A 24,895-nucleotide genomic window follows, 5' to 3' on the forward strand; every position below is an offset into this window, starting at 1 on the left:
AGTATTGGGCAGTTCCTCTATTTTGTCAATGATTAGCTTCGCATGAACTTTGAAAACTCATAAAAAAACATCGCCATGGATCTATGACCCTAATAGCGATGTTTCGTTACGCTTCTGATTTGGATAAGTTATACATTCGTATCCATTAGCGCCGGAATTTTGATTTCTTTTACACAGGCAGCTTTAGACAAGCTAACCACACATTTCACTAAGGAAACGATATCCTGAAGCGGAATCCGTGTCCCATTATAGACGGAAAGGGCGCGGTCGACTCCTTCTTCATATGGAATTTCAGCTGCCAATTCACCTGGATTGATGCACGTCACAGCAATGCCATCTTCTCTCGTATGCTCTCTTAAAGCCTCTGTAATTCCTCGGATGGCGAATTTGGAGGCTACAAAAGAAACTTGACTGCTGTTCGCATTATTCAGACCGGCTGTCGAACCAATAAGAATAATTTTTCCTGCGTCAGATTTACGAAGATGAGGCAACAATGCCTGAATACATACGATTGCGGAAGTAATATTCACTTGAATAAGGTTGCTGATGTCAGCTGGCTCATCCTTGTCGAAAGTATAATGATCCTCAAAACCTTCTTTTTCCCAAACCCCTACGTTGTATATCAGAACATCCAATGTTTCGTTCCGCAGCATGTCCTTAACAAGGTTCGCCGACTGGAGATCTGACAAATCCGCCGGTATCCATTCTCGTTGAACGCCATCCTCTAAATCCAAGCTCTCGGGCTTGCTGCGAGCAACTACCCAAACCTTATCGCCTGGCTGAGGCAACCCTCTTACAAAGGCATCTCCTAATCCCTTGCTAGCTCCAAACACCATATATGTTTTCATCTGTATTCTCCTTCATTTCGATTCAAGGTCTAATACGTTCTATCCTCTCTTTTGGTTCAAAATAGGGCTTGAATCTTCACCTACTGGAGGTTGTAAGCTTTGAATTAGCTAGCAGCTAGCAGTTTACTGTGAACATGGAGGTTCAATTTTATGAGGTCTTTAGAAATGTTGTTAATGATTTTCAATATTTTGATGGCGGGCTGGATTCTATTTGCCAAGAACAAGCAGCAACAACGCTCGCTTCTCTTCGGGTTTGGCATTTCCGCCATTATCATGCTGTTGCATGGGATCATAGAAGGAATGCGTTGGCCGATGATTCCGGCTTATGTGATGAGCGCCTTGCCGCTTCTAATCATCGCTGTCAGATCGATACGCGGCACTAACAAAGATGAGGAACGGGCTGTTCGAAAAGCTTTTTCTTTAAAGCGCGTTCTAGTGACAGCACTGGCCGTTATTTATTCAGCTGTAGCTGTAGCGCTGCCGCTTTTACTTCCGGTATTCACCTTCAAGAAGCCGGCAGGTCCTTACAAAATCGGCACAGTCACCTATGATTGGATCGATACTCAGCGAGATGAAATCCTTACACCAGATGCTGGCGATAAGCGCGAGCTAATGGTTCAAATCTGGTACCCTGCAGACGCAAAAGCAAAAGGAAAGACGCAAGCCTATCATTCAGACATCGATGCTTTTGCCGAGGGGTACAGTAAAATGTTTGGTTTCCCCAAGCTATTGTTTACTTCAATCGGTTATGTCAAAACGCATGCCATTGAGAAAGCTGAAATCTCTACTGCAGAGCCGTCCTACCCGGTGCTTATCTTTTCACATGGCCTGACCGGAAATAAAATGCAAAATACGTTCCAGGTCGAACAATTGGTCAGTCGAGGTTACATTGTGGCCGGCATAAACCACACCTACAGCAGCACGGCTACGATCTTCTCGGACGGGCGTGTGGCCCCTTTGCTTATGCCAGATATTAAGGCCGTCGCCGATCTAGATAAAGCTAATGAACAGTGGGTAGAAGATGCCAAGTTTGTTTTGGATCAGGTGGAGAAGCTGGCGGCGAACGATCCGGAACAGCGTTTTACCGGCCGAATGGATATGAACAATGTAGGCATGTTCGGTCATTCCTTCGGCGGAGCGACAAGCCTGCAGATGTTAATGACGGATGCAAGAGTTAAAGCAGCGCTTAATATGGATGGTGCATTATATGGTGAACTTCGTATTCCAGAAGAAGGGCTGAACAAGCCGTTTATGATGATGAGCGCGGATTCCAGTATGGAGAGTCTGAAGAACGCGACGAATGGCGAGATTGATATGGCGAAGGAAGTGCTGCCGCGGTATGATCATGTAGCTGCAGGCGGTAATTACTGGATGATTCTGAACAAAACGAATCACCTCAGCTTCACCGATATGGTTCTGTTCTCGCCTCTTTTTAACTTCATGCAGGGCGGCAATATTCGAGAGAGCCTAAGCCTTATTACTGAGTATTCACAGGATTTCTTCGATCATTATTTAAAAAATGAGCCATTCCGGCTCTTGGAGCAAAATATTGGCGAACAGCCTGCATTTACGCTTATACAAGAATGATTACACCTGTGAGCATCCCGAAGGCTTTAGCTTTCGGGATGTTCGCCTGATTGATTTTGTTGAGAGCTCAGCTTTTGCTGCAAGTTTTGAAAAAACACGAGGTTTCCCTCCGCAAGCAAATTTAATGGCGGGCTCATAATCGCACATAACCTGTTGATGCGATCAATAAGAGGCGTACGAGTCTGCTCGGAATGTTCCAAAAAGGAGTTAAGGAAAGCTTTATTATAAATCGTTTGCTCCGTGTTGTTATAAAGCGAGACCGACTCTTCAATAATGGCCTGAACCTCAGGGCTATCGGCAGACTTCTTGGCCTCTACCGCTTGGCTCAGCCGGACATAGATCTGATCCAGCTTTTTAATCCACGTATCTGCATCATAGCGGGGCTGAAGCTCTTTAATATAAATAACAAATTCGGTGTTTTTCGCGTCTCTCATAAATTGGGGATCATTAATGATTTCCTGCAGCTCATTCCATGCCGCTATTTGTTGGGCGGTTGTTTTTTCTTGATTCACAATATATTTATTGAAGTAATGCAGCATGGGACTCTGCCACTCTGAAGGAATTCCTTCAAAGAGATCCGAAGCTTCCACTTTCTCGGCAATGAACTGTTTTCGTTTCTCCGCATTGGATGCTTTAGCTTGGACAAAATCATAAAGGTAACGCATGGAATCCCCTTGTTGCCGCTTGGCTTGCTGCAAAATAGAGATCATATTGGTAAGCGCGCTAACCTGAACGGAAAGCGATTCAATCTGCCAGTCTAGGGCTTTATCGACCGATAGTACCCCAGATAAGAGCCGACTGATCTCTACAATGCTAAAATCCAGATAACGCAGCGTTGCAGTAAGCTCCAAACGCCATATATCTTCCGTGGTGTACAGTCGATGCCCTCCCTCGGTATGGCTGGTGGGCTTTACTAATCCAATCTCATCGTAGTAACGGATCGTTCTAACTTTAGATCCAATCATTTTGGCTACTTCGCCAATCGAATAAGTTCTCTTTTCTATCCCCGAATCGGCAGACATTTGATCCCGCTGCTCCGTATCGTCATGTAAATGCAAGGAATCCGCCTCCAATTTCATCTATCAATATCTTCAGCTCACTGGAGCTTCAGTTCAATTATACTGTGGGGCTATACCGATTGCCTAATCGCGTATTCGTAAATTCACATAATTGAAAAAGTATGGTATATTCGAACAGTAACAGGTTTTTCCTGTCTACAATATTTAACGACGATAGCAATCGAAAGGGGATGTTTCTCAAATGACAATCAATGTAATGGTGATGAACGCTTAAAACTGAATACGGGCAGTCCATGCGCTTCTAGATAGCACCTGCACACGTTGCAACCCCAGTTTTTGACTGGAATTGTGTACGTCTATTTGAGCTTGCATCCATGCCCATGTTGTCAAAGTAACCTTTCGTGAATACTGTTAACTGCAGGCACACTCGTTGAGGTGTGTTTTTTTGTTGTTTTTCTGCTTAAGCGCAGCAGAGCAGCCTATCCATGTGAATGGCTCCTTTCTGCGCTTTTTTGGCATGCCTTTTTACTATCCGCATGAAGCTACTTTGAATGAAAATAATCATGAACAATGACGCAATGAACAATAATTTGAATTTTGGAGGCAAAGATTATAAATACGAACATTGAAGATTACGGCATCTCCCCTTTTACAGAAACAACAACCCCATCCGATCTGATACAAGGAAGAATCACTGCCGTACACAGAGAACGCTATGAGGTTGTCTGTCAACACGGAGAACTGGGAGCAAGGCTTAAATCCGGGATTTACTATAGCGAGGCTGCTAATGAACGGTTCCCTACAGTCGGGGACTATGTGCTGCTCCAGTATAATCCCGGCGGCGACAGCCTGATTGTACAAACCGGGGAACGCAGGTCATCTTTTTCACGCAGTGATTACTCCGGCCATGGTGTTGGCTTTGTGAAGAATATTCTGGAGCAGATGGTTGCGGCAAACTTTGACTATGTATTTATTATGGCTTCACTCAATTATGACTTTAACATGAAGCGGATTGAGCGTTATTTGACGATGGCCTGGCAGAGCGGAGCACAGCCTGTCATCGTTTTGACCAAATCCGATCTGTCTGATCAGGTAATACAGCAGGTTCAACAGGTCAGAGAGATTGCGGTCGGTGCGGACGTATTTGCAATCAGTTCCAAAACAGGCGACGGGCTTGACGAGCTAAATAGCTATTTGCAGCCGCGCAAAACCATTGTATTCCTTGGCTCATCCGGTGTCGGTAAATCCAGTCTGGTTAATGCTCTCGCCGGGGAAGGGATCATGAAGGTAGCTGATATTCGTGAGGATGACTCTAAGGGCCGACATACGACAACCCATCGGCAGCTTACGCTGTTGAACAATGGCGTGATGATTATAGATACGCCAGGTATGCGCGAGCTTGGGCTATGGGATGCGGATAGCGGGATCAGCGAGACGTTTTCTGATGTAGAGGCCTTGTTCCACCAATGCAAATTTTCTGATTGTAAGCATGAGAGGGAGCCGGGCTGTGCAGTCAGACAATCCATCGAAAGCGATACGCTTAGCGGTGATCGCTGGCAGCGTTACCTGCAATTGAAAAAGGAAAATCTGTTTGTAACCAATAAGACCGCATACCTCAGGGAGAAAGATAAATGGCATAAATTAACCGTCATAAACAAGAGAAAGAAATAACCTCAAAACCTAAATCAGTGCTTGACCTTAAGGGAGGGGCAGCGCTGCGGGTCAGAGGATTCTTCCGATCGCCATTAAAGCCTGATTCCTTTATTTTATTGATTTTTGCGGTAGGACTCTGGCTTTAAAAGCGACCACTTCGTTTCTCCAGAATCCCTCTGCCCCTTCGCTTCTCTCTCCTTTCAGTCCAGCTCTGATTTTAAGTTTGATCCCCTATTTTATATGTTTAATGTATCAAATTAATCCTGTCTAATACACATACGGATAGGGATTAACCAGCTTCGACTTAGATGCTGTTGAACGAAAATGTTAAAGGGGGCTGTGAACAGCTTGCCTCCCGGCAAACTGTTCACAGCCCCCTAGATCCCGAATAATTAATTCATAACATTCGTGATGATCTATACTTTATCAAACATTACGCTTGGTTACAGAGCTGCACGTTCCCCTTCATCTTTAGACTCAGTCTGTTTCCGACCGGATACAAACCAGCCAATGGTGGCAATCGCAATCAGTACGCCATAGAAGGTAAGCTTCCAGCCCGCCGATTCAGCGAAGCTATGCGGAATGACATGCAGATCAGGATGGGACAAGGTGTGTACGGCCAATTTGACCCCTACCCAGCCGACAATAACGAAAGCGGCGACTTCCAGCGACGGCCGAGCCTCCAGCAATTTGACGAACGCATTCGCCGCGAAACGCATAATGACCAAGCCGATAAAACCGCCAAGGAAAATAACAATAAACTGGCCGCCATCCATTCCCCCGATTTGCGGCAATCCCGAAGCTGGCAATGCAACGGCAAGCGCCACTGCTGCCAGAATGGAATCGATAGCGAAAGCGATATCCGCGATTTCCACTTTAAGAACCGTAAACCAGAAGCCTGACTTCTTCACTTCCTTGCCCTTTGCTTCCTCTGCTTCTTGCTCTCCTTTACGCACAATCAGCTTGCGGGCAATATGATTCGCTGCTATGAACAGCAGGTATAACGCGCCAATCGCTTGCACTTGCCATACGTCTACCAGGAAAGAAATAATGAATAATGAAGCTAAACGGAACACGAACGCTCCGGCAAGTCCGTAGAACAAAGCTTTCTTCCGCTGTTCGGCTGGCAAATGCTTCACCATTATAGCCAGAACCAGCGCATTGTCGGCGGCGAGCAATCCTTCCAATACGACTAGTACAAGCAGTACCCAGCCGTATTCCATTAATAAAGCGAAATCCATGTCTGTCATCCTCCTTAGGTTCAAGCCGTCGTTCGACAACAAAGCAAAAAAGACCCATGGTCTTGCCGTGTGGCATGGCCAAAGGTCTCGCTTACAATACCGTTATCGACGACATTGCCAATAAAACCGGAAAGCATCAGCTTTCGGATTGACGACTTTATTGCGGCAAGCTACTCCCCTTCGGGTTCTATGCAGTTGTCCGACTTGCTTGTTATGTTTGTCTAATACGTGCAAGGTTGGCATCCGTTTCAAAAATTGATAAAAATAAATTTAAACTCTTTTTGTTCCTATAAAATTAGTTCATTTCAAACTATTTAGGTTCAGCGGTAGGGCTAGTTTTTGAGCTGATATCTTCAGCAAGCGGCTTTATCGTTTCACTGCCGTCCTTGCCGAAAGTTACATGCATCACCTTTCCGGCAAGCACATAAATCGCTTCCTCTCGCTGTTCATCCAAATAATAAATCGCTCTATGAAGCCCACTCCCGCCTTCAAAATCCGGTGCTCCCGCGATTTTATTAAATTCAACAATGACATCCTCAACATTTTTCTTTTCAGATATAATTTTCACTGCAGATTCAACTGTAAGCCGTTTAGCATCCTTGGGTAATTCGCCACTAATCTCTAGCGACTTGCGTTTCCATTCCCCAATCCCTAAGCTTTTATCTTCTCTTAGCTTATCAGTTTCTGAATCCGCCTTATGTATCCATGGGAGTGAGATGCTGTTTTCATTTGCTAAAACAATTGCTGTGGATGCCAACAGCAAAGCTATTGTTACTGTTACAACAAAAAACTTTTTAGGATTCTTCATGTTGCACCCCTCCAGTGCAATTTAGTAATTACATAACGCCCGGCATCTAACTAATTGTTGAACTTTCATCTTCGTTAAGCCATCATAATGGGCATTTTGCCTTTAAACCGCAAATGGGACAAGTAATTATTCGTTCATTAACCACTCCTATTTTTAGCACAAAAGAAACCGACTTCGACATAACGGACAAACAAAATTGTTTTGTACGCAAATCTATATATTGTACACAGGCAAAAAAATAAAACTAATGGGATAAATACTTGAATCAGAATGAGAACTGGATCATCTGGATTCATCAATATTCCCTTCTCTTCAAAAGTCATATCAAGAAGCCAAACAGTATTTTTAGACAAGTAGCACTGTTGCGAAGCGGTTAGTCGATGAAGATGAGAGCACGGTAAATTTATTTGATTCAAATAATACTACTGCCAGGGCAGAGGGATGTATGACCAGATACGTAAATATGGTATAACGAATCTAATTAAACTCTGAGGGATATATTACAAAATGTTTTTCCTTGGACTCTCTCTTCAGCCTCTCAATTAATTCTTTGTCATCAGTGATTATCTCAAAATCCAGTGGTACATCATTTTTCTGAAGATTATTGTTTTCTACACCGATCAATGGCAAATGAATTTCAGTAAAGAATTGCATTAAAAATCCCAAGGCGAAGTATTTTTGCAATTCAAGCATATCAAAATCAAATCCGCCGTTTTCATTTTTATGTCCTTGAATATCCAAATAAAGATATCTCTTTCTATTTGGATACTGCCTCTGAGCATTCTGTAATAATTTAACCAATATTGTGGCTGAGGTTTCAAAATCTTCATGTTCGTAGACAATATGATAAATAGCAATTCCTTTGCTATTTAGAAGATTAATGTTATTGGGCTCCTCATCAATAGGTTCTATGATATTTATTTCCCCATTGTATCTCCTCTCCATTAGCTCAAACCAATGATCGCGCATTTCTCTTATTTGTTTACGCTTCTCTGGATTTCCCCCAAAAAGATCATGACAAGAAGCACATAATGGAGCAGCGTTGTCAATTATATCGCTTCCTCCATTCGCTTGAGAAACTATATGATGTACTTCAACAAATTTCTTGTAACAAATAACACATCGAAAACACGCTTTTCTTTTTGCTTCTAATTTCACTTTCTCTGAAAATGCCATTAAGCTTGTCCTCCCCTTGATTAATCTTGATTAACGATCTTGTATTCCCGCCTCTTCACCGACTTAGGGAGCGAGAGAATCCTTAAAAAAGGTGTGGATTCATCCACATTGAGCAGCTTGATAACAATTAGTCTTATAGATCGATTTTCATAAGTATACCTGCCATCGGCTGCTCTTATTTGCCAATAATCTTTGTTATCTCATAAGGTTTAAATCCTAATTTTGAATAAAACAGCAATCCTCTAGTGTTTGTGTTGTAATTACATAGATGCAACGTCTTCACTTTCAACCCATTCTTTGCGAGTGATATCATGTAATTTATTAAAAAATTCCGCTGCACCCGCTCGTCTATAACTGGTTGATATCATTACATTACCAAGCCAACACCGTTCATCTTTTTCATAATTACTGATCAACATAACGCTCTATAGTAGTGGACGCACTTAAAAGGAATATGTTTCCTTTAAATATAAAAAAAACTCTTATCAGCAGCTTATTTTTCTCGCCAAACAAAAATCCTCCGCAGCGCAAAAAAATTTTCAAACTATTCAGTCCGTTATACTTGTATTTGCCTCAAATCGAAGCAGATTAATAGAATTGCCCAATCTTTCTCCTTTTGTCTGGAATACAGTAGATTTATCAATCAAAAGGAGTTGATTTTTTGGCACGTATTATCGATAAAGCTGCCGTTCAGCCACGCCGTAGTTTTAACCTAGCAAACTCATTTATTATCCGGCGTTCGCCAGCGAGTTCTCGTCTTGCAACAATCACTCTAGTTATTCCCAGGAATTCTCAACCTAATCGGGTAGACCTGGTCGCAACCGTCGGTGTTCGAGGCGTCACTGGCATTGCGCAAATCCTCTTCAGAATCTTCCGCGATGGAAGAGAGATTTTCAATACTCTACAAGGCATCGAATCTGTTGGTTCTGAGCAAAATTATGCAGTTACATTCCAGGCGGAAGACAGAAACATTAGAGCTGGCACCCATGTCTACACAGTCACAGCAGAAAACCGTACTGCAAATACAAGAGCTGATGTTGTCGGACCTATATCGTTTAGCGGGCTTGCCGTTAAAACGAAATCTTAAAATCCATTACCAATTAATCAGCACCTGAATAGAAGAGTAAACACAAAAAATAGCGGCACAGAGATAACTACTCTGATGCCGCCATTTTCAAAACCAAATTCAATTTAAAACTTCGTAATAACCGTCATTCCTGCGCCGCCATATCCGTTCATGTCCTCAAACGTTTTGTTGACATCCTCGAGCGAAATTTCGTTCGTCACCAACGCTCCGGGATTAAGACGCCCTGTCTCCACCATGCGCAATAATGTTCGATAATCCGGATTCGGCATGCCGGCAGAACCGACGATTTCAATTTCGTTCACCGTTACTAAATTGAGCGGAATCGGCGTTGCACCAAAGTTCTCATTCGAGCTCGCTCCGATTTGAACATGCCGGCCTTTTTTAGCCAGGCTCAAAATCGAGTTTACACAAGTGTCGGTAATGCCTAGAGCCTCAATGGAAACATGCGATCCGCCTTTCGTTATTTCTTTGATCGCTTCAACAGGATTGTCGCGCTTGCTGTTTACGGTATGAACAGCCCCGAATTTTTTAGCCATCTCGAGCTTGTCGTCGCCGATATCAACCGCGATCACATTCGCACCTGCAACAGCAGCGATCTGAATCGCGGAGAGTCCGACGCCGCCAGACCCATAAACTGATACCCAATCGCCCGCACGAACGCGGCCTTGGGTCATCACCCCATGAAACGCCGTTACAAAACGGCATCCCATTGCGCTTGCCTCTATAAAGCTAATGCTATCCGGCAATGCAATGAGGTTAAGATCAGCGCGAGGAATATGAATATGCGAAGCAAAGCCGCCATTAAAATCAGCCCCGACGACTGTACGTGTATCGCATACGTTATGGTGCCCGGCTTGGCAGTGCGGACAAACGCCGTCGCTCTGGCTGAACGGAATAATAACCCGATCGCCCTTTTTGAAATTTTTAATTTCTTTGCCGACTTCCTCTACAACTCCGGCAATCTCATGACCCAAAATAATAGGAAGCTCTTTTACAGGCAAATGACCTGCCCAAATGTGCCAGTCACTGCGACAAACGCCGCTCGCTTCAATCTTAACGATGACGCCGTCCGGTGTTAACGTTGGATCTTGGACCTCTTTGACAACAAGTGGAGAATTATAAGCTTCTAGAATAGCGGCTTTCATAGTTGAAACACTCCTTTTTTATTTTTGCTCGCATTTAAACAATGGGAGAATCTAAAATGAGGACTTATTAAAATTCGGACGTACGTCCGACCTAATTAATAATAACAAGATAGAAAGCGCTCCCGCAAGAGCGCGACATAAAAAAAATCTGCCAAAATGGCAGATTTTAAAAGTGTTTTTATAGATCAATGCGCTTGTTTCGAGGCAGCCGCATCCTCGGCGTTGAGTTTGGCGATCAGTTTGTCGCCTTCTACGTCCAGGTTCGGCAGAATGCGGTCCAGCCATTTAGGCAGCGCCCAGGCCTTGTCTCCAAAGAGTGCCATGACGGCAGGGACAAGCGCCATCCGCACCAGAAACGCATCGATCAGAATGCCGATGGCCAGCGCGAAGCCGATTTGTTTGATCATAATGTCGTGTGTGAAAATAAACCCGGCGAAAACGGACACCATGATGATGGCGGCAGCCACGACGACACGGCTGGCTTGGTCGTAGCCGTTGATCACGCTTTTCACGCCGCGATGCCCATGGACATGCGCCTCGCGCATGGACGAAACGAGGAATACCTGGTAGTCCATCGCCAGACCGTACAGGATCCCGGTTGCCAAGATTGGCATGAAGCTCATGATCGGTCCGCCGGTGTCAAATCCGAATAGATTGCTCAACCAGCCCCATTGAAACACAGCCGTGGAAATGCCGAATGTCGCCAGAATGCTGAGCAGGAAGCCTACTGTCGCTTTAATCGGCACAAGAATCGAGCGGAAAACGAGCAGCAGAATGATGAGCGATAAGATGACAATAATAACGATATAGATCGGGAACACTTCCGCCAGTTTGGAGGACATGTCGATGTTAATCGCCGTGAACCCGGTCACTCCGAGAGTCACATCATAGGTTTTGGCAATGCTCGAATCAGCGGCGCGCAAATCCTGTACGAGATCCCGAGTCGCCGTATCCGTTGGGCCTGTCTTCGGAATGAGGCTTAGTATAGCCATGTTGCCTTCCTTGTTCAAGCCGAGCGGCGAGACGACTGATACATCCTGCACCTGCTGAATATCCTGAACGAGACCACCCAACATTTCCGGTGAGATAGTACCCTTAGAATCCTTCGGTTCTGCGACAATCAGCAGCGGCCCGTTGAAGCCTTCTCCGAAGCCCTTGGATATCGCGTCATAGCTTTGACGTTGAGGCGTATCCAGATTCGCAGTCGATCCGTTAGGCATACCCATTTGCATTTCAGTGGCCGGAATCGCTGCAAAACCGAGAATAACAATGACACCCAAGATAACTAACCAGCGGTATTTGACGACGCCTTTGACATAGCGGTCCGCGAAGCCGTGCTTGTCGCCCGACTTGGAACGGGTTTTCTCGCGCGCTTTGCGGGAACAGATGCGTTCCCCCAACAGACCGAGCAGCGCCGGCAGCAGCGTGAGCGCGATGAGCACATTGAGGAACACGGTCACCGAAGCGACGAGCGCCATCAGGCTCAGGAACGAAATATTGATAACGAGTAAGCCGCAGAGAGCGATGATAACCGTCAACCCGGCGAAAAATACCGCGCTTCCGGCGGTGCCCACTGCTCGGGCAGCCGCTTCTCGAGCCGACAGTCCCTGATCGAGAATAAGGCGGCGCTGGCGGTTGACAATAAAGAGTGCGTAGTCGATGCCGACGGCCAGACCGATCATCAGCGCCAATACCGGCGTAATTGAGCTCATGTTAACAAAGCTTGAGATTGCGAATGCGCCTCCGACCCCAATTGCCACGCCGAACAGCGCGACGACCAGCGGCAGACCGGCCGCAACGATGGAGCCCAGTGTAACGACGAGTACAATAGCGGCTATGACTAAGCCGTAGATTTCGTTGGTGCCGATCGGGATGTCGACGACATTCAGCGAGTCGCTCGGCAGCACGGCAATGCCCGGATCTTTCTCAACGTCCTTGACCGCTTCGACGACCGAATCCGTGACGCCCTTCGGCAAGGAGGTTTGCATGACGGTAAACTGGAATTGAAACAAGGCGACGCTGCCGTCAGTGGCGATCAGTACGCCCGGCACCGGCACGCCATCGATCATCAGAGGCATGTAAGGCGGCATTTCGGATGGGATCGATTGCGCTGTGGCTTGCGTGTTCTCTCCACCCTGCGCGGCTTCCCCGTTTTGTGCGCCTTCAGTTTGCGTCGCTGCTTGACCGCCCTGACCTTGAGCGGCCTGGCCGCCGTCCGCAGAAGCTCCGCCTTGGGCGGCAGCGGCGGCTAGCTCGGCGGGGTTAATCACATATTCCAGCGCATAGACTTTGTTGATCGCTTTGGTGATTTCCGCCAAACGTTCAGGCGTATCGAGGCGCTCGCCTTCCTTAGCCGCGAATACAACGCTCGCTTGGCCGCCTGCCGCTTCCGGCAGTTCCTGCGCCAGCTTGTCGAGAACCTTTTGAGATTCGGTGCCTTCCAGCTTCATATCCGAGCTGACTTTAAGCCCGTTGACGCCGATCATCGCTACGACGATGGCGAGGATTACAACCCAGCCCGTAATGAAGGCCCAGGGCTTGTCGTAGGCAGCTTTTCCTATTTTGTACAAAAACGTTGACATGGCAGTATGGCACTCCTTTTTTTATCTGAGATCAGAAACCGTTGCGCAAGTAGCCGAAAATGGTGTCCAAGTATTCGCCGAAGGTAACCGCGTCCGGCGTTTCCTCGGTCGAGTCGGTAGGCAGCAGGATCTGGAGACTTCCGTCGATGACGGGAAGGATCGCTCCGTATACCGCGCCAATCAGCAAGTGGCTGTATTCTTCCGAATAACGTCCTTGAAAATGAAAGTTGATCATCTCGCAGGCCGCCGTTTGCATCCGGCGGAAGGTGCTGAGAATATACGGCTCCAACGTGGGATATCGCACGGATAACGACATCAGGTCGCGCATTCTCCGGAACAACTCCGCGGTGAACTGCGCCTTCAGCCAGTAGTGCAGCAAATCCAGCGGTGTGGCGCTCTCGGTCAAATCCATCATCATTTCTTCCGCGCCGATCATATCGTCGGAAGGGAAGGCAGCCGAAGCAACGGCTTCCTCCTTGCACGTAAAGTGATTGGCGAACGTCCTGCGGGAATAACCGGCGCGCTGGGCCACTTCGTCCACGACAAAGCCGTCCAGGCCGCGTTCGAGCGCCAGCTGAAATGCCGCTTCCGACAGGGCGTGGGCTGTCGCCTCCTTTTTGATATGGCGTAGACTATGCTTATCCACGAATTTTTCACCTCGCTCCCTTTCTTCAAATTGGATGATAATAACTTAACATTTCATTGCCCAAAGTGCAATTATTCTCAAAGTGCATTAATGCTCAAAGTGCAATTTTGTGGCGGAATTGTGACGCAGCTTTGTCTGAAGCGCGGTTTTCCTGTTCACCCTGACGAGAGGAAGAAGTTTCAGAACCTCCCTAGACTCAAAGAAAAAAATCTGCCAAAATGGCAGATTTCAAAAGTGTTTTTTTATCGTTTCTAAAAACAATTCATAAGCAAAATTGATTTTCTCAGGAGAGGTCTCATGGAAGGTTTGGAAAGCCACCCCGTCAAGAAATATGCTCATGTAGATACCAAGTTCCGGATGACGAAGAGATAGACTGATCTCTTTACCGGTCATACAGTCGATTACGCGCTGATGGATTTGTTTGACATGGTCTTTAAGCAGCGGGTTGGAAAAAGACATAATAGCCAGCTCAAAATAGATGCGAACAAATGGAGATTTTGTGATCTGTTTTTGATAAATGAACTCAATGGTTCGAATGGTTCGGTCTAATGGCTCCTGAATGCCTTCAAGTTCGGCTAGCAGCTCCTCAACTAACTGGTCAATCAGCGTATTCGCGGCTACAGCAATCAAATTCTCTTTACTTTGGAAATGATAATGGATTTGACTAAGCGCAACGCTGGCCCGAGTGGATATATCACGAAGCGATAATTGGGAGGCGCCAAGCTCGGCAATGCTATCGAGTGTTGCTTGGATAATTTTCGTTTTAACTTCAGACATCGTTTAACCTACCTTTAATCCGATCTGTATGGACAGTATACCGAACTATTCGTCAGGTGCAAAGTAAACTTATCCGACTGAGGATAGGAATTGTATGATCTCTTTATTGATTAAATCAGGCTGTTCATGGTTGATGCCATGACCCGCATCTGAAATTACCCTATAACGGAATTTACCGTCATTTAAAAGATGGATGAGCTCTTTTTTATGACCAATGTGATGTTCTGCAATAAGAAAATATAGCTTATCTTTGATAGCAGTGCCTTTCTGCTTATCGTAGGTTTCAAGTTTGTGAGCAAACATTGCTTGCTGATTATGGTTTTTCATTAGCAAGATTAAATGCTCCGCTAGTATGGGGTGTTTATCAAAAATATCGGTTTTAGGCGAACTCATCTTCTTCAATATTTTCAGCATATTATTCTGCGTTGGGATCAGTATTTCCGGGAACATTAATAGAAGGGTCCGTATCATAGCTTTTGTTGGTTTGGTGACCATACCGCCTTCTAAGCAGACTGCTTTACTCACTCTTTCGCTTCTGACCGTAGTATAGTTATAAGCCATGTATGCACCATTCGATACACCAGCTATGTTAATACTCTTTAAATCGAAATAATCAACAATCTGATCAATCCAGTTCACTTGCCTAAATGAGCGTTTCGTGTATTTTTCGTTTGGAACACTCTTACCTGGTCCGCCGAGAGTATCAACGGCAATACAATAAAAACTTTGCGATAATTCCTTAATGTTGAGCATCCACATAACTGCCGAATTATCTCCAACCCCATGCAGTAAAAGAAGAGGCGGGTTTTCTCGTTTTCCAGAAGTAATACAATGAGTCTTGCCGTATTCAGTCTCAATATCATGCTCTTGAAACTCGATTGCCCACATATCCAATATCCGATTATAGGAGTTAATCACTTGTTCCTTAGCAGGTTCATTTTTAAATACTTTCACCATAATCGTCTCCTTCCCCATGTTGACTAGAACGAACCCATCTTTCTCATGAATCGTAGGACAACCTCTGCAGACGGAAAGGGCAAATCTTGCGTTGTTTGCATTCTAGCAATACCTAGTCCCTGTACGAATGAAAAGTAAGTTAAAGCTAATAACATGGGATCTTCTTCTCTTATCTCGCCCGATTGTTGTCCTTGAACGATCAGGGGGATCAAATATTCGAAGGGTTTGCCCATCTTTTCTTTAGATATCCGTTTTGCTTCCTCTGGTATTGCTTCAGAAGTAGATGTCTGGAGTAAGATTAATCTCCAGTGCTGCATCGCTATGCTATCTGAAGACAAGAATGCTTCAGTCAGCCAAGTTATTTTTTCAAGAGGGGTTCCCTCCATATCAGACACCATTTGAACCGATTGCCATGCCCCATCTGAAGCAAGTTCAACAATTTTTGTAAAAATCTCCTCCTTTGAATTAAAGTAGGTGTACACGTAACCTTGACTAAATCCGGCACTGGCGGCGATATCCTTAATTTTCGTTCCGACAAACCCTTTCCTAGAGAAAACCTCGATCGCATGTAAAATAATTTGCATCACAGCACGGTCCAATACGGACTCCTCAAAAGCTTTTATAAATTGCTGTTGTAACTTTTCGCTCTGAATAGACATATGCAAACCTCACTTTTGAATGAACGTTCATTCAAATAATAGCTTAATAAAATTTACCATGTCAATATATTCCTAAAATAATAAAGGTGATGATTTGACGTTGCCTTTTTGCCGCACGTCAGCACCATTGGTTCAGAGAGTGAGAGAGTTATGATAGCTTCCAAAATGCAATAGATCATTTACATTTTGCCATACTTAAATTACAATCTATTCAAACCAGTAACTGGAAAGGACCCCTTCGTATGCTTGCTAACAAAGTTCGTGAAATGAGAGCACGCTTCAGATGGTCGCAGCAAGATCTGGCGGATGCCATTGGAGCCACTCGCCAAACCGTAGGGTTAATTGAGAAAGGAGACTACTCCCCTTCAATTACACTCGCGCTTAAAATTGCCGCTGCCTTCAAAGTGCCCGTTGAGGAAGTTTTTTATTTAAACATTCTTTTAAGCAAGGAGCTTGAAAGTACAGCCCCGTCTGATTCTATTAAAACGGACAGGTGACCGATCAACGCCAATATATTCAAAACTAAGCGTGTACCGAGGAGGGAGCATATTCCTATGAATTTAGCCGTCAAAGCGATGCATAAATTCAATGACAGCCTTGACCCGAATAAGATTAAGCTGAAGGACTATCGGGAAAAAGCGGAGCTCATTAAGAATCGGAATTTAGAAGCATGGGACGATCAACAGCTGCAAGCGGAATCTCTCCGGCTGAAAAAAGAAGCTGAATCGGGTACGCCTTTGGATGAACTGCTTATTGATGCCTATGCGCTAGTCTGCGAGGCAGCGAAGAGAAAGCTCGGGTTACAGCCTTACGATGTACAGATCATGGCCGCCATCGCTCTGCACGAGAGATTTTTGATTGAACAGCATACCGGTGAAGGAAAAACGCTCTCTGCTGTTATGCCTGCTTATCTAAATGCGCTGACCGGCGAAGGCGTTCATGTGCTGACTTTTAACGATTATTTGGCAAAACGGGATGCGGAGTGGATGGGCCCGATCTATCGTTTCCTCGGGTTAACGGTAAACTCGGCTCAAGCGGGCATGAGCCCGTCCGAGAAACGGGAAGCGTACGCCGCGGATATAACCTATGTTACGGCCAAAGAGGCGGGATTCGATTATTTGCGCGACACAATCGCATTGGATGAAGCGGATACCGTGCATCGTCCTTTCCACCATGTCATCGTCGACGAGGCCGATTCATTACTTCTCGACGAAGCGCGAGTGCCGCTAGTCATTGCTGGCGAGTCAGGTTCTCTCGGCAACGACGGCTTTCGTTTCGCTGAAGTGGTTCGGCAGCTCGGGCTAATCGAGCATTACGACTTCGACGAGTCCAAGCGGAATGTTTACTTGAATGAAGCGGGCTCGGCAAAAGTGGAATCGCTGCTGGGATGCGGCAATTTGTACGAAAACGATAATAGTCATTTATTATCGTCATTAAATTGCGCGCTGCATGTGGAAACGTTATTGAAAAAAGACGTCGATTACATTGTCCGTGACGGTAAAATCGAGCTGATCGACGAGTATACCGGACGCGTGGCGGAGAACAGGCATTTGCCGGACGGACTGCAAACCGCGCTTACGGCTAAAGAAGGACTGCAGCCCGACTCCGGCGGCAAAATTCTCGGGACGATCACCCTTCAACACTTCCTTAGTCTATATCCGAAGGCTTGCGGGATGACGGCTACCGCGCAAGCTTCCGCAATGGAATTCGAAGCTATTTATGATCTGCAGGTCGTGCAAATCCCGCCAAACCGGCAAAACATACGGATCGACCATCCGCGCCGGATTTTTACCCATAAAGAAGCCAAACTTAAGGCACTTGTACAAGAAATCTCGTCTGTCCACAAGACGGGCCGCCCGATTCTCATTGGTACGTCAAGCGTTGAGGAGTCAGACATGCTGGCGGAGGCGCTGGCGGCTGCCGACGTTCCATGCCATGTTCTGAATGCGAGGAACGATGCAAAAGAAGCTGAGATCATCGCCAAAGCGGGCGAAATCGGGGTCGTGACGGTGTCTACGAATATGGCTGGACGCGGCGTCGACATTCGGCTCGGCGGCGGCAACCTCGAGCAAGCAGAAGTTGTCGCCAAGCTGGGCGGGTTGTATGTGATTGGTACGCATGTGAACGAAAGCGTGCGGATCGACAACCAATTGCGCGGGCGTTCTGGCCGACAAGGCGACCCGGGAGCCTCCGTATTTTTCGTAAGCTTGGAGGACGAGCTGGTGCTTCGGTTCGGCATCGATAGATGGTTTCGCGGTCTTAGGCAAGATGAGCCCCTCGAAGATCCACTACTCCATAGCAAAATTTCGCATATTCAGCGCGTTGCTATGGGCCAAAACTTCCATATTCGCCAGGAGCTCAACTATTACTCAGATATGGTGGAGGATCAGAGAAAAATTCTATACGAGGAGCGGCTCGAGATTTTGAAAGGCGAGAAGCCGATAAGCCCTGCGGAGCAGCGGGTACGGCTTTTTTATATCGACGAGTTCTGGGCTGACCATCTGGGATACGCCTCTTACATTCGCGAAGGCATCCACCTGGAGAGCCTTGCTAGCCGCAATCCGATGGACGAGTTTCATATGCTAATCACCCAGGCATACGAGCAAATTCCAGGCAAAATAAACAGGGAGTCGGCTAATATGCTAGTAAAGCTCGGAGGATCAAATGATCCGGCGGAGTGGGAAAAGTTCGGCCTGAAGAGCCCTACTTCCACTCGGACTTATATGATTAGCGATCAATACATTCAGGACAAGCGCGTCTCATGGACCCCGGTGACGATAATGGCTTATTATTTGCGCAAGGTTTTTAGGCTGATTTTGTTGCCGATACATAAGCTGTCAAAATATTGATGGAGTGCGGCTTTTTTGAGGATGATCACGTTATATTGAAGACTTAAAATTGAAGTAACAACAAAGGTGGAAAAACTGTACTCAGGCATATTTTCTAATGCTTACCCCAAAGGTACTAAGCTGTTTAAAATCCTTAACGTTGATATTAAAGATTCGATAGCCGTTGATGGCCGGCAGCCACTCTCCAGAGGAGGGGGCTGATCGGGCTTCTTTGTGTATACGGAGGGGAGAGCGGCGACATGCGATGGATGATACGAAAAGAAGCACATCGCCACATAAGCGATGTACTCCGAGTCCTATACTATATATCCGCTTAAACTTTCTCCTCTTAACGCAACCGAATTCCCGTTATCCGAGCACCATTCGCACCAGCTATCTGCGCGTACTTGCCTTTTCAAAGACGTCCTTGATAACAGCAATGATCGCGTCCGGGCGCTCCAACTGCATCACGTGGCTGGAGTCTGCAAGAACTTGATGCGAGCTATTGGAGGACCAGCTGGCTTCCTCAGCCTGCATGCTTGCCCAAGCTGCTTCCGTACGATTAAACAGTTCGCGCGTGAGGCCACTTGCGGTCCGTTCGGCTTCGCTGAAAGCATCCCAAGGCTTTCCTCTAGAGAGCACGGCGAGAGGCAGGTTACCGAGAGTTCGGAATGTGCCGGCCTCGCGTAGCGAATCTTCGAATACGGCTGCCTCCGCAAAGGCAGCTCTGAGTGATGTCGTTTGATAGGCCGTGATTGCTTTAGCCGTCTGGGACGGCAGCTCCGGGACTTCAGCATCGGGAAGTACAAGTCTTGGCAAACCGGACCACGCGATTGCTGCGAGGGCGCGAAAAGCGATTGGAATCGGATCGCTCTCCGGTTCGCCGCTGGCCTGAGCGAGGCGCGCGGTCTGGTCCGGATGCGAAGCATCGACCAGAACCATCCCAGCGACCTCTTTTCCATAATATTTGGTGAACGTCATGACATATGGGCCGCCCATGGACGCACCGACCATAATATAAGGCGGTTGCTCATTTGCAGCGCGCAGGGCCTTGTGAAGATCTTCGGCAATGGCGAGACTATTTCGCTTATCCTTGGCAGGATCACTCCACATAATGCCGGCTCGGTCATAGGAGCAAACTCGCGTGAACCGGGATACCTGTTCCTGGACGGGTTGCCATAGCGCAGATCCACTGGTGTCAGCACCCGCTTCAAGCACGACGAGCGGTGCGCCTTGCCCCTCACAATTCAGATGGATCTGACGACCACCTATGTCCACAAGCTTTCCAGGCGCCGGAAAATCCGTGGCAGCCCGACTACGTGCCGCCTGTTCATAAATGGTGCCGATCGAAACTAGTGCGATTGCAATAATAGATATGGTGATAGTCACGCGCCTTACCCAACGACTAAATGATATACGCATAATCTTCCTCCTCCTGTAAAAGTAATGGTTTCTCCTGCTTCCTTGTGAATTCTCCAAATTGCAACTTTGGAAAATGAAGAAGCCGTGATGGAGCATTTACTTCATTAGACGATTTCATGTAAGCTCTCTCCTTTCATTCAACTAGGGACACTATAAGCGTCGTATTTGAATTGAAAATGAACGGAGCGTTACAAAAAAAATCGGAGGCCGGCGGCCTCCGATTTTTTTGAAATCAGGTGAGTATGACTATGCGGTTGTTACAGGCCTTTCCTGATTGGCAGCTTCACTGTGAAAACCGAACCTCCTCCCGATTCTTCATCCGCCCGAATTTCTCCTTCATGCATATCAACGATTTGTTTGACGATGGACAGACCCAATCCGCTTCCGCTGACGGCGCGGTCACGGGCCTTGTCCGTTTTGTGGAATGGCTTGAAAATATCCGTCCGCTGATCCTCCGGTATTCCGATGCCGTTGTCCATTATGCAGACGACCGCCGACCGACCCTCGGTATAGGAGCGAATGCAGATCCTTCCGCGGACAGGAGTGAATTTAATGCCGTTGCCCAGTAAATTCATCCATACCTGGCTGAGTTGATCCTCGTCCGCATGGACGGTTACCGGCTTCAGGTCCAATTCTACAGCGATCTCTTTACCCGACCATTGCGGCTCGAGAGCGATCACGACTTTGCGGAGCTGCTCGTCAAGCCGGAAAGCTGTCGAGTGGACGGAATAGGGATCGTGCTGCAAAGAAGAAAGTCTCAGCAGGTTTTGGCTGATCCTGGACAACCTTTCGCTTTCTTCCTCGATAATCGTCAGGTAATACATCCGGCTTTCCTCACTCATACGTTTCTGCTTCATCGCCTTGGCGAAACCGGAGATGGACGTCAGCGGCGACTGGATCTCATGCGATACATTTGCTACGAATTCCCGCCTCATCCGGTCCAGCTTGGCAAGTTCCTGCGCCATCTCGTTAAAGCTGGCATTAAGCTGTCCGATTTCATCCTTGCGGTTCGTCCGAATCTTTACGTCAAAATTGCCTTGAGCCAGGCTCCCGGCCGCATCTCTCAACCGAAGAAGCGGCTTCACAATGAATCGCGTGGCGGCCAGAATGAGGAAACTTCCGACCAGGAAGACGGTCAATAGCTCCGTGCTGACTTCTTTGTTAGACTGCATCCACAATTCGTTGCTCTTCAGCATGACGAATAAAGCATAGGGCTTGCCGTCAACCGGGAATGGGAGCCCGACCATTGGATATCGTCCATCGTTCTCAATGTCTCTGACTACGGTGCCAGCCAGCACGTGACGAATCCGTTCCGCATCGGGAACGACAGGCTCCGATTTGTCTTCCAGCAACGGCTTGCCGGAGGCATCGAACAGTTGGATCGCATAAATCGATATGCTGGAAACGTTGTTCATGAAAGGAATCAATTCCGTTCCGACGGACGAACGGTAGGTCTGAATAATTTGCTCGCCGTTCGACAGCAAGCTGTTTTCCAACGTACGCTCAAACGGTTTCTGGAACAGAAGCGCAGACACGATAGAAGCGATGATGAGGCTGACAGCGATGACACCGATGTAGAGGAGGACGATCCGGGTATAGAGCGATTTAATCCCGGTACACCTCCAGACGGTAGCCGAGACCGCGCAACGTTACAATGCGGAAATCAGACTCGTGTTCGACGAAGCGATCCCGAAGCCGTTTGATGTGAACGTCCACGGTCCGCTCGTCTCCTTCATAATCCATTCCCCAAATTTCCCCGATCAGATGGTCCCGGGTGAACAACTGCCCCGGATAACTTCCGAGCTTGTAGAGCAATTCGAATTCTTTCATCGGCAGGGTGACCCCCACATCATCCTTGTTCACCACTTGGTAGCTTTTGCGGTCCAACTGCAGATTACCAAGCCGGATCGTTTGGGAACAGGCGATCCGGTAACGTTTCAACAGTGCCTTAACCCGCAGCGTAAGCTCCATCGGGTCGAACGGCTTCGCAAGATAATCGTCGGTACCCAGCTTGAAGCCTTTGATCCGGTCAGCCGGCTCGCCTTTTGCAGTAATCATGAGAATCGGCATGTCCCCCAGCTTGCGGAGTTCGGCACACAAGTCCCAACCGTCCATTCCCGGCATCATGATATCTAGGACGACCAAGTCCGGCGAATAATTCTCGGCGTATTCCAGCGCTTCGGCGCCGTTTCCCTTCTGCACTACTTCAATTCCTTCATCTTCGAGGTAGAGCCGTACCAGTTCACGAATGTGTGCGTCATCGTCCACAACCAGCACTTTGGGCATTCGCCTTCCCCCTTTCCGCCTGTGCCGCTACATTTTACGGCATTTGTTTGAACTCAATATGAACCAACACTTCCGGCGCGTCGGTAATCTCCACTGGCTTTCGCTCCCATAATGTCTGATCAATAACGAATTCTTAGAATTTATTACTTCAATTATTCTAATAAATAAAATTAATGTAACAAGCATACTTGGGTCTTTACCTGTGATTTCTCCAAATAACTCTACACGAGCTAACTTAACGAGATAGCCTTTTCTTTAATAAACTTAACAAACAGATCAGTTGCAGGGGACAGATATCGTTCTTTCTTGAGATGCAGGCCCACTTCCCAGCGCCATTCTTCTTCTTCAATCGGGATCCATCTAAGGCCATCGATGTTTAAACCAGCCGTTTTCGGTAACACCGATATTCCAAGTCCTGCCGCTACAAAACCAGCCACCGTTTGAAGGTCTTCTGCATCATAAGTTGAAGCAAGCGTAAAATTCATATGATGGACTCTAGCCAGCAGTGAATTCTTCAAGCTACAGTTATGCTTCAGTCCTACAAATGGCTCCCCTGTGATTTCTCCTAAACTAACCGATGCTTTTTCCGCTAATCGATGTTCTATAGAGACCACAAGATAGAGCGGAAGCGACAACATTGGCACCCATTCAAAAGTATCATTTACTGGCTTCTCAGATGTAATCATGAGATCCGAATGCCCTTCCTCCACCTGATTCAAAATAGCCCCCTTGTCGCCTTGTGACAATTCGAAGGTGATTGTCGGGTTCATTTTCTGATAATCTCGGATGAGATTAGGAATTAGATCAACCCCTAATATACTTAAATACGCGAGATATATCACGCCGGAATCCGGATTGGAGTGCTCCTCGATTTCCTTTTTCCCACGCTGTACTTCCTGCAGTATCTTCTCCACATGCTTCGAAAACATCAATCCATATCGATTGATCTTCAGATTTCTCCCCTTACGTTCGAATAGAGGAACCCCAAGCTCAGCTTCCAGCTTCAAAATAGAATGACTTAAAGCAGGCTGAGTGATGGATAATGATTCAGCAGCTTTGGTCAAGTGCTCCATTTTCGCAACTTTTAAAAAATATTCTAATTGGGTCAATTCCATCTCTTTACTCTCCTACATTTCTATTGTCCATGAATTATATTGTAACCATACATTCAGTTTGTCGTGTAAGCAAGGCCAGCACTTTTCACGAAAATCATTTTCTGCGGATCCCCCTAAATCATAAGTGATCACTTCATTTAATGAATTTTAGTAATTAAAATGATTAAAAATATAGATTTTATTTATTTGATGATTAAAAGTATACTTAGACCCGTAGAAATTAATACTAACATAAACAAGGAGGACTTCTTTCTATATGAGCTATGCATCTTATGATAAGGAATTTCAAGGAAAACGGGTATTGATTACAGGCGGAACACAGGGTATGGGTCTTGCGATTGTGAAACGATTGGCCGGAGCTGGCGCGACTGTACTAACAACAGCTCGAAATACTCCGGCTAAATACGATATTCCTAACGTTGATTTTGTACAAGCAGACATTATGAAGCCTGAAGGAACTGAATCAATTGTTGACGCGGTAAAAGAAAAACTCGGCGGAATTGACATCTTAATTAATACTGTTGGCGGCTCAAGTTCCCCAAGTGGCGGCGCGCTTGCATTAACCGAGGAGCATTGGCTTGAAGAATTGAATTTGAACCTTCTTGGTTCTGTCCGTTTGGATCGCAACTTGCTTCCGTTGATGCTTGAACAAGGCAGAGGAGTAATCATCCATGTTAGTTCGATTCAAAGAACTTTGCCGTTGTATGAATCCACTTTGGCATACGCTGCAGCAAAAGCAGCTTTAACAGCTTACAGCAAAGGACTATCTAACGAGTTCGCTCCAAAAGGAATTCGTGTAAATACAATTGCACCAGGGTTTATTCAAACTGAAGCGGCTAACCGTCTAATTGATCGTCTTGCTGTTACTGCGGGAAGTCGCGAAACTGCTTTGAAGCAGCTGATGGATTCCCTTGGAGGTATTCCATTTGGTCGCCCTGGAATGCCAGAAGAAGTTGCTGAACTCGCTGCATTCTTGGCTTCAGAACGCGCAACCTCTATTCACGGCAGCGAGTATGTCATTGATGGCGGCACAATTCCAACAATCTAATTTTCCTCAAG

General features: G+C 46.5%; 21 protein-coding genes. 6 read left to right on the forward strand and 15 right to left on the reverse strand.

The features are described 5' to 3' along the window. Positions 1 to 128: 128 nt before the first annotated feature. Positions 129 to 848, reverse strand: a complete 720-nt coding sequence (locus ACFVTB_RS05230) for an SDR family NAD(P)-dependent oxidoreductase (protein WP_387746081.1) — start codon at positions 846 to 848, stop codon at positions 129 to 131. A 150-nt stretch (positions 849 to 998) separates the two neighbouring features. Here ACFVTB_RS05230 and ACFVTB_RS05235 point away from each other — a divergent pair, with 150 nt between their 5' ends. After that, positions 999 to 2,435 (forward strand): alpha/beta hydrolase, encoded by a 1,437-nt coding sequence (locus tag ACFVTB_RS05235; RefSeq protein ID WP_387746083.1) that lies wholly within the window; start codon positions 999 to 1,001, stop codon positions 2,433 to 2,435. A 26-nt stretch (positions 2,436 to 2,461) separates the two neighbouring features. Here the strand turns inward: ACFVTB_RS05235 and ACFVTB_RS05240 are convergent, their stop codons facing one another. After that, a complete protein-coding gene (locus ACFVTB_RS05240) occupies positions 2,462 to 3,514 on the reverse strand; it encodes a MerR family transcriptional regulator (RefSeq protein ID WP_387746084.1) in 1,053 nt (350 codons plus the stop codon). A 537-nt stretch (positions 3,515 to 4,051) separates the two neighbouring features. On the opposite strand from ACFVTB_RS05240, the gene rsgA reads away from it, so the two are divergent. Beyond that, positions 4,052 to 5,125 (forward strand): ribosome small subunit-dependent GTPase A, encoded by a 1,074-nt coding sequence (gene rsgA / locus ACFVTB_RS05245; RefSeq protein WP_387746085.1) that lies wholly within the window; start codon positions 4,052 to 4,054, stop codon positions 5,123 to 5,125. A gap of 425 nt (positions 5,126 to 5,550) precedes the next feature. Here the strand turns inward: rsgA and ACFVTB_RS05250 are convergent, their stop codons facing one another. The 3 genes from ACFVTB_RS05250 to ACFVTB_RS05260 form a co-directional block, all read right to left on the reverse strand. After that, the gene (locus ACFVTB_RS05250) at positions 5,551 to 6,348 is read right to left on the reverse strand and encodes a TerC family protein (protein WP_387746087.1); all 798 of its coding nucleotides are present in this window, start codon (positions 6,346 to 6,348) and stop codon (positions 5,551 to 5,553) included. Positions 6,349 to 6,658: 310 nt separating this feature from the next. Further along, entirely contained in the window at positions 6,659 to 7,156 is a 498-nt protein-coding gene (locus ACFVTB_RS05255; RefSeq protein WP_387746089.1) for a hypothetical protein, read from the reverse strand. Between the two features lie 477 nt (positions 7,157 to 7,633). Beyond that, positions 7,634 to 8,332 carry an HNH endonuclease gene (locus tag ACFVTB_RS05260; protein ID WP_387746091.1) on the reverse strand — a complete coding sequence of 233 codons (699 nt, stop codon included), beginning with the start codon at positions 8,330 to 8,332 and terminating at the stop codon, positions 7,634 to 7,636. Between the two features lie 661 nt (positions 8,333 to 8,993). Between ACFVTB_RS05260 and ACFVTB_RS05265 the strand changes: the two genes are divergently transcribed. Beyond that, entirely contained in the window at positions 8,994 to 9,419 is a 426-nt protein-coding gene (locus tag ACFVTB_RS05265; RefSeq protein WP_387746092.1) for an exosporium protein C, read from the forward strand. 104 nt (positions 9,420 to 9,523) lie between these two features. Here ACFVTB_RS05265 and ACFVTB_RS05270 read toward each other — a convergent pair whose 3' ends face one another. From ACFVTB_RS05270 to ACFVTB_RS05295, 6 genes are all read right to left on the reverse strand, one after another. Continuing rightward, a complete protein-coding gene (locus tag ACFVTB_RS05270; protein WP_387746094.1) occupies positions 9,524 to 10,564 on the reverse strand; it encodes a zinc-dependent alcohol dehydrogenase family protein in 1,041 nt (346 codons plus the stop codon). 185 nt (positions 10,565 to 10,749) lie between these two features. Next, positions 10,750 to 13,146: an MMPL family transporter gene (locus tag ACFVTB_RS05275; protein ID WP_387746096.1), complete on the reverse strand. Its 2,397-nt coding sequence runs from the start codon at positions 13,144 to 13,146 to the stop codon at positions 10,750 to 10,752. A gap of 31 nt (positions 13,147 to 13,177) precedes the next feature. Continuing rightward, positions 13,178 to 13,792 carry a TetR/AcrR family transcriptional regulator gene (locus tag ACFVTB_RS05280; protein ID WP_387746098.1) on the reverse strand — a complete coding sequence of 205 codons (615 nt, stop codon included), beginning with the start codon at positions 13,790 to 13,792 and terminating at the stop codon, positions 13,178 to 13,180. Positions 13,793 to 14,020: 228 nt separating this feature from the next. Further along, positions 14,021 to 14,569 carry a TetR family transcriptional regulator gene (locus ACFVTB_RS05285; RefSeq protein WP_387746100.1) on the reverse strand — a complete coding sequence of 183 codons (549 nt, stop codon included), beginning with the start codon at positions 14,567 to 14,569 and terminating at the stop codon, positions 14,021 to 14,023. Positions 14,570 to 14,638: 69 nt separating this feature from the next. Beyond that, complete coding sequence (locus tag ACFVTB_RS05290) at positions 14,639 to 15,526, reverse strand: alpha/beta fold hydrolase (protein WP_387746101.1); 888 nt, start codon at positions 15,524 to 15,526, stop codon at positions 14,639 to 14,641. 23 nt (positions 15,527 to 15,549) lie between these two features. Next, positions 15,550 to 16,185, reverse strand: a complete 636-nt coding sequence (locus ACFVTB_RS05295) for a TetR/AcrR family transcriptional regulator (RefSeq protein ID WP_387746103.1) — start codon at positions 16,183 to 16,185, stop codon at positions 15,550 to 15,552. A gap of 242 nt (positions 16,186 to 16,427) precedes the next feature. Between ACFVTB_RS05295 and ACFVTB_RS05300 the strand changes: the two genes are divergently transcribed. Both ACFVTB_RS05300 and ACFVTB_RS05305 read left to right on the forward strand, forming a co-directional pair. Then, positions 16,428 to 16,682 carry a helix-turn-helix transcriptional regulator gene (locus tag ACFVTB_RS05300; protein ID WP_387746105.1) on the forward strand — a complete coding sequence of 85 codons (255 nt, stop codon included), beginning with the start codon at positions 16,428 to 16,430 and terminating at the stop codon, positions 16,680 to 16,682. Positions 16,683 to 16,739: 57 nt separating this feature from the next. Then, entirely contained in the window at positions 16,740 to 19,034 is a 2,295-nt protein-coding gene (locus ACFVTB_RS05305; RefSeq protein WP_387746107.1) for a preprotein translocase subunit SecA, read from the forward strand. 372 nt (positions 19,035 to 19,406) lie between these two features. Here the strand turns inward: ACFVTB_RS05305 and ACFVTB_RS05310 are convergent, their stop codons facing one another. The 4 genes from ACFVTB_RS05310 to ACFVTB_RS05325 all read right to left on the reverse strand — a co-directional run bounded on the left by ACFVTB_RS05310 (position 19,407) and on the right by ACFVTB_RS05325 (position 23,836). Beyond that, a complete protein-coding gene (locus ACFVTB_RS05310; RefSeq protein ID WP_387746109.1) occupies positions 19,407 to 20,435 on the reverse strand; it encodes an alpha/beta fold hydrolase in 1,029 nt (342 codons plus the stop codon). Positions 20,436 to 20,692: 257 nt separating this feature from the next. Continuing rightward, entirely contained in the window at positions 20,693 to 21,931 is a 1,239-nt protein-coding gene (locus ACFVTB_RS05315) for a sensor histidine kinase (RefSeq protein WP_387746111.1), read from the reverse strand. Between the two features lie 109 nt (positions 21,932 to 22,040). Next, positions 22,041 to 22,721 (reverse strand): response regulator transcription factor, encoded by a 681-nt coding sequence (locus tag ACFVTB_RS05320; RefSeq protein ID WP_387746112.1) that lies wholly within the window; start codon positions 22,719 to 22,721, stop codon positions 22,041 to 22,043. A 230-nt stretch (positions 22,722 to 22,951) separates the two neighbouring features. Continuing rightward, complete coding sequence (locus ACFVTB_RS05325; protein WP_387746114.1) at positions 22,952 to 23,836, reverse strand: LysR family transcriptional regulator; 885 nt, start codon at positions 23,834 to 23,836, stop codon at positions 22,952 to 22,954. Between the two features lie 256 nt (positions 23,837 to 24,092). On the opposite strand from ACFVTB_RS05325, the gene ACFVTB_RS05330 reads away from it, so the two are divergent. After that, positions 24,093 to 24,884: an SDR family oxidoreductase gene (locus ACFVTB_RS05330; protein ID WP_387746116.1), complete on the forward strand. Its 792-nt coding sequence runs from the start codon at positions 24,093 to 24,095 to the stop codon at positions 24,882 to 24,884. Positions 24,885 to 24,895 lie beyond the last annotated feature (11 nt).

It is taken from the genome of Paenibacillus sp. NPDC058071 (genome assembly GCF_042885235.1).
Taxonomy (GTDB): domain Bacteria; phylum Bacillota; class Bacilli; order Paenibacillales; family Paenibacillaceae; genus Pristimantibacillus.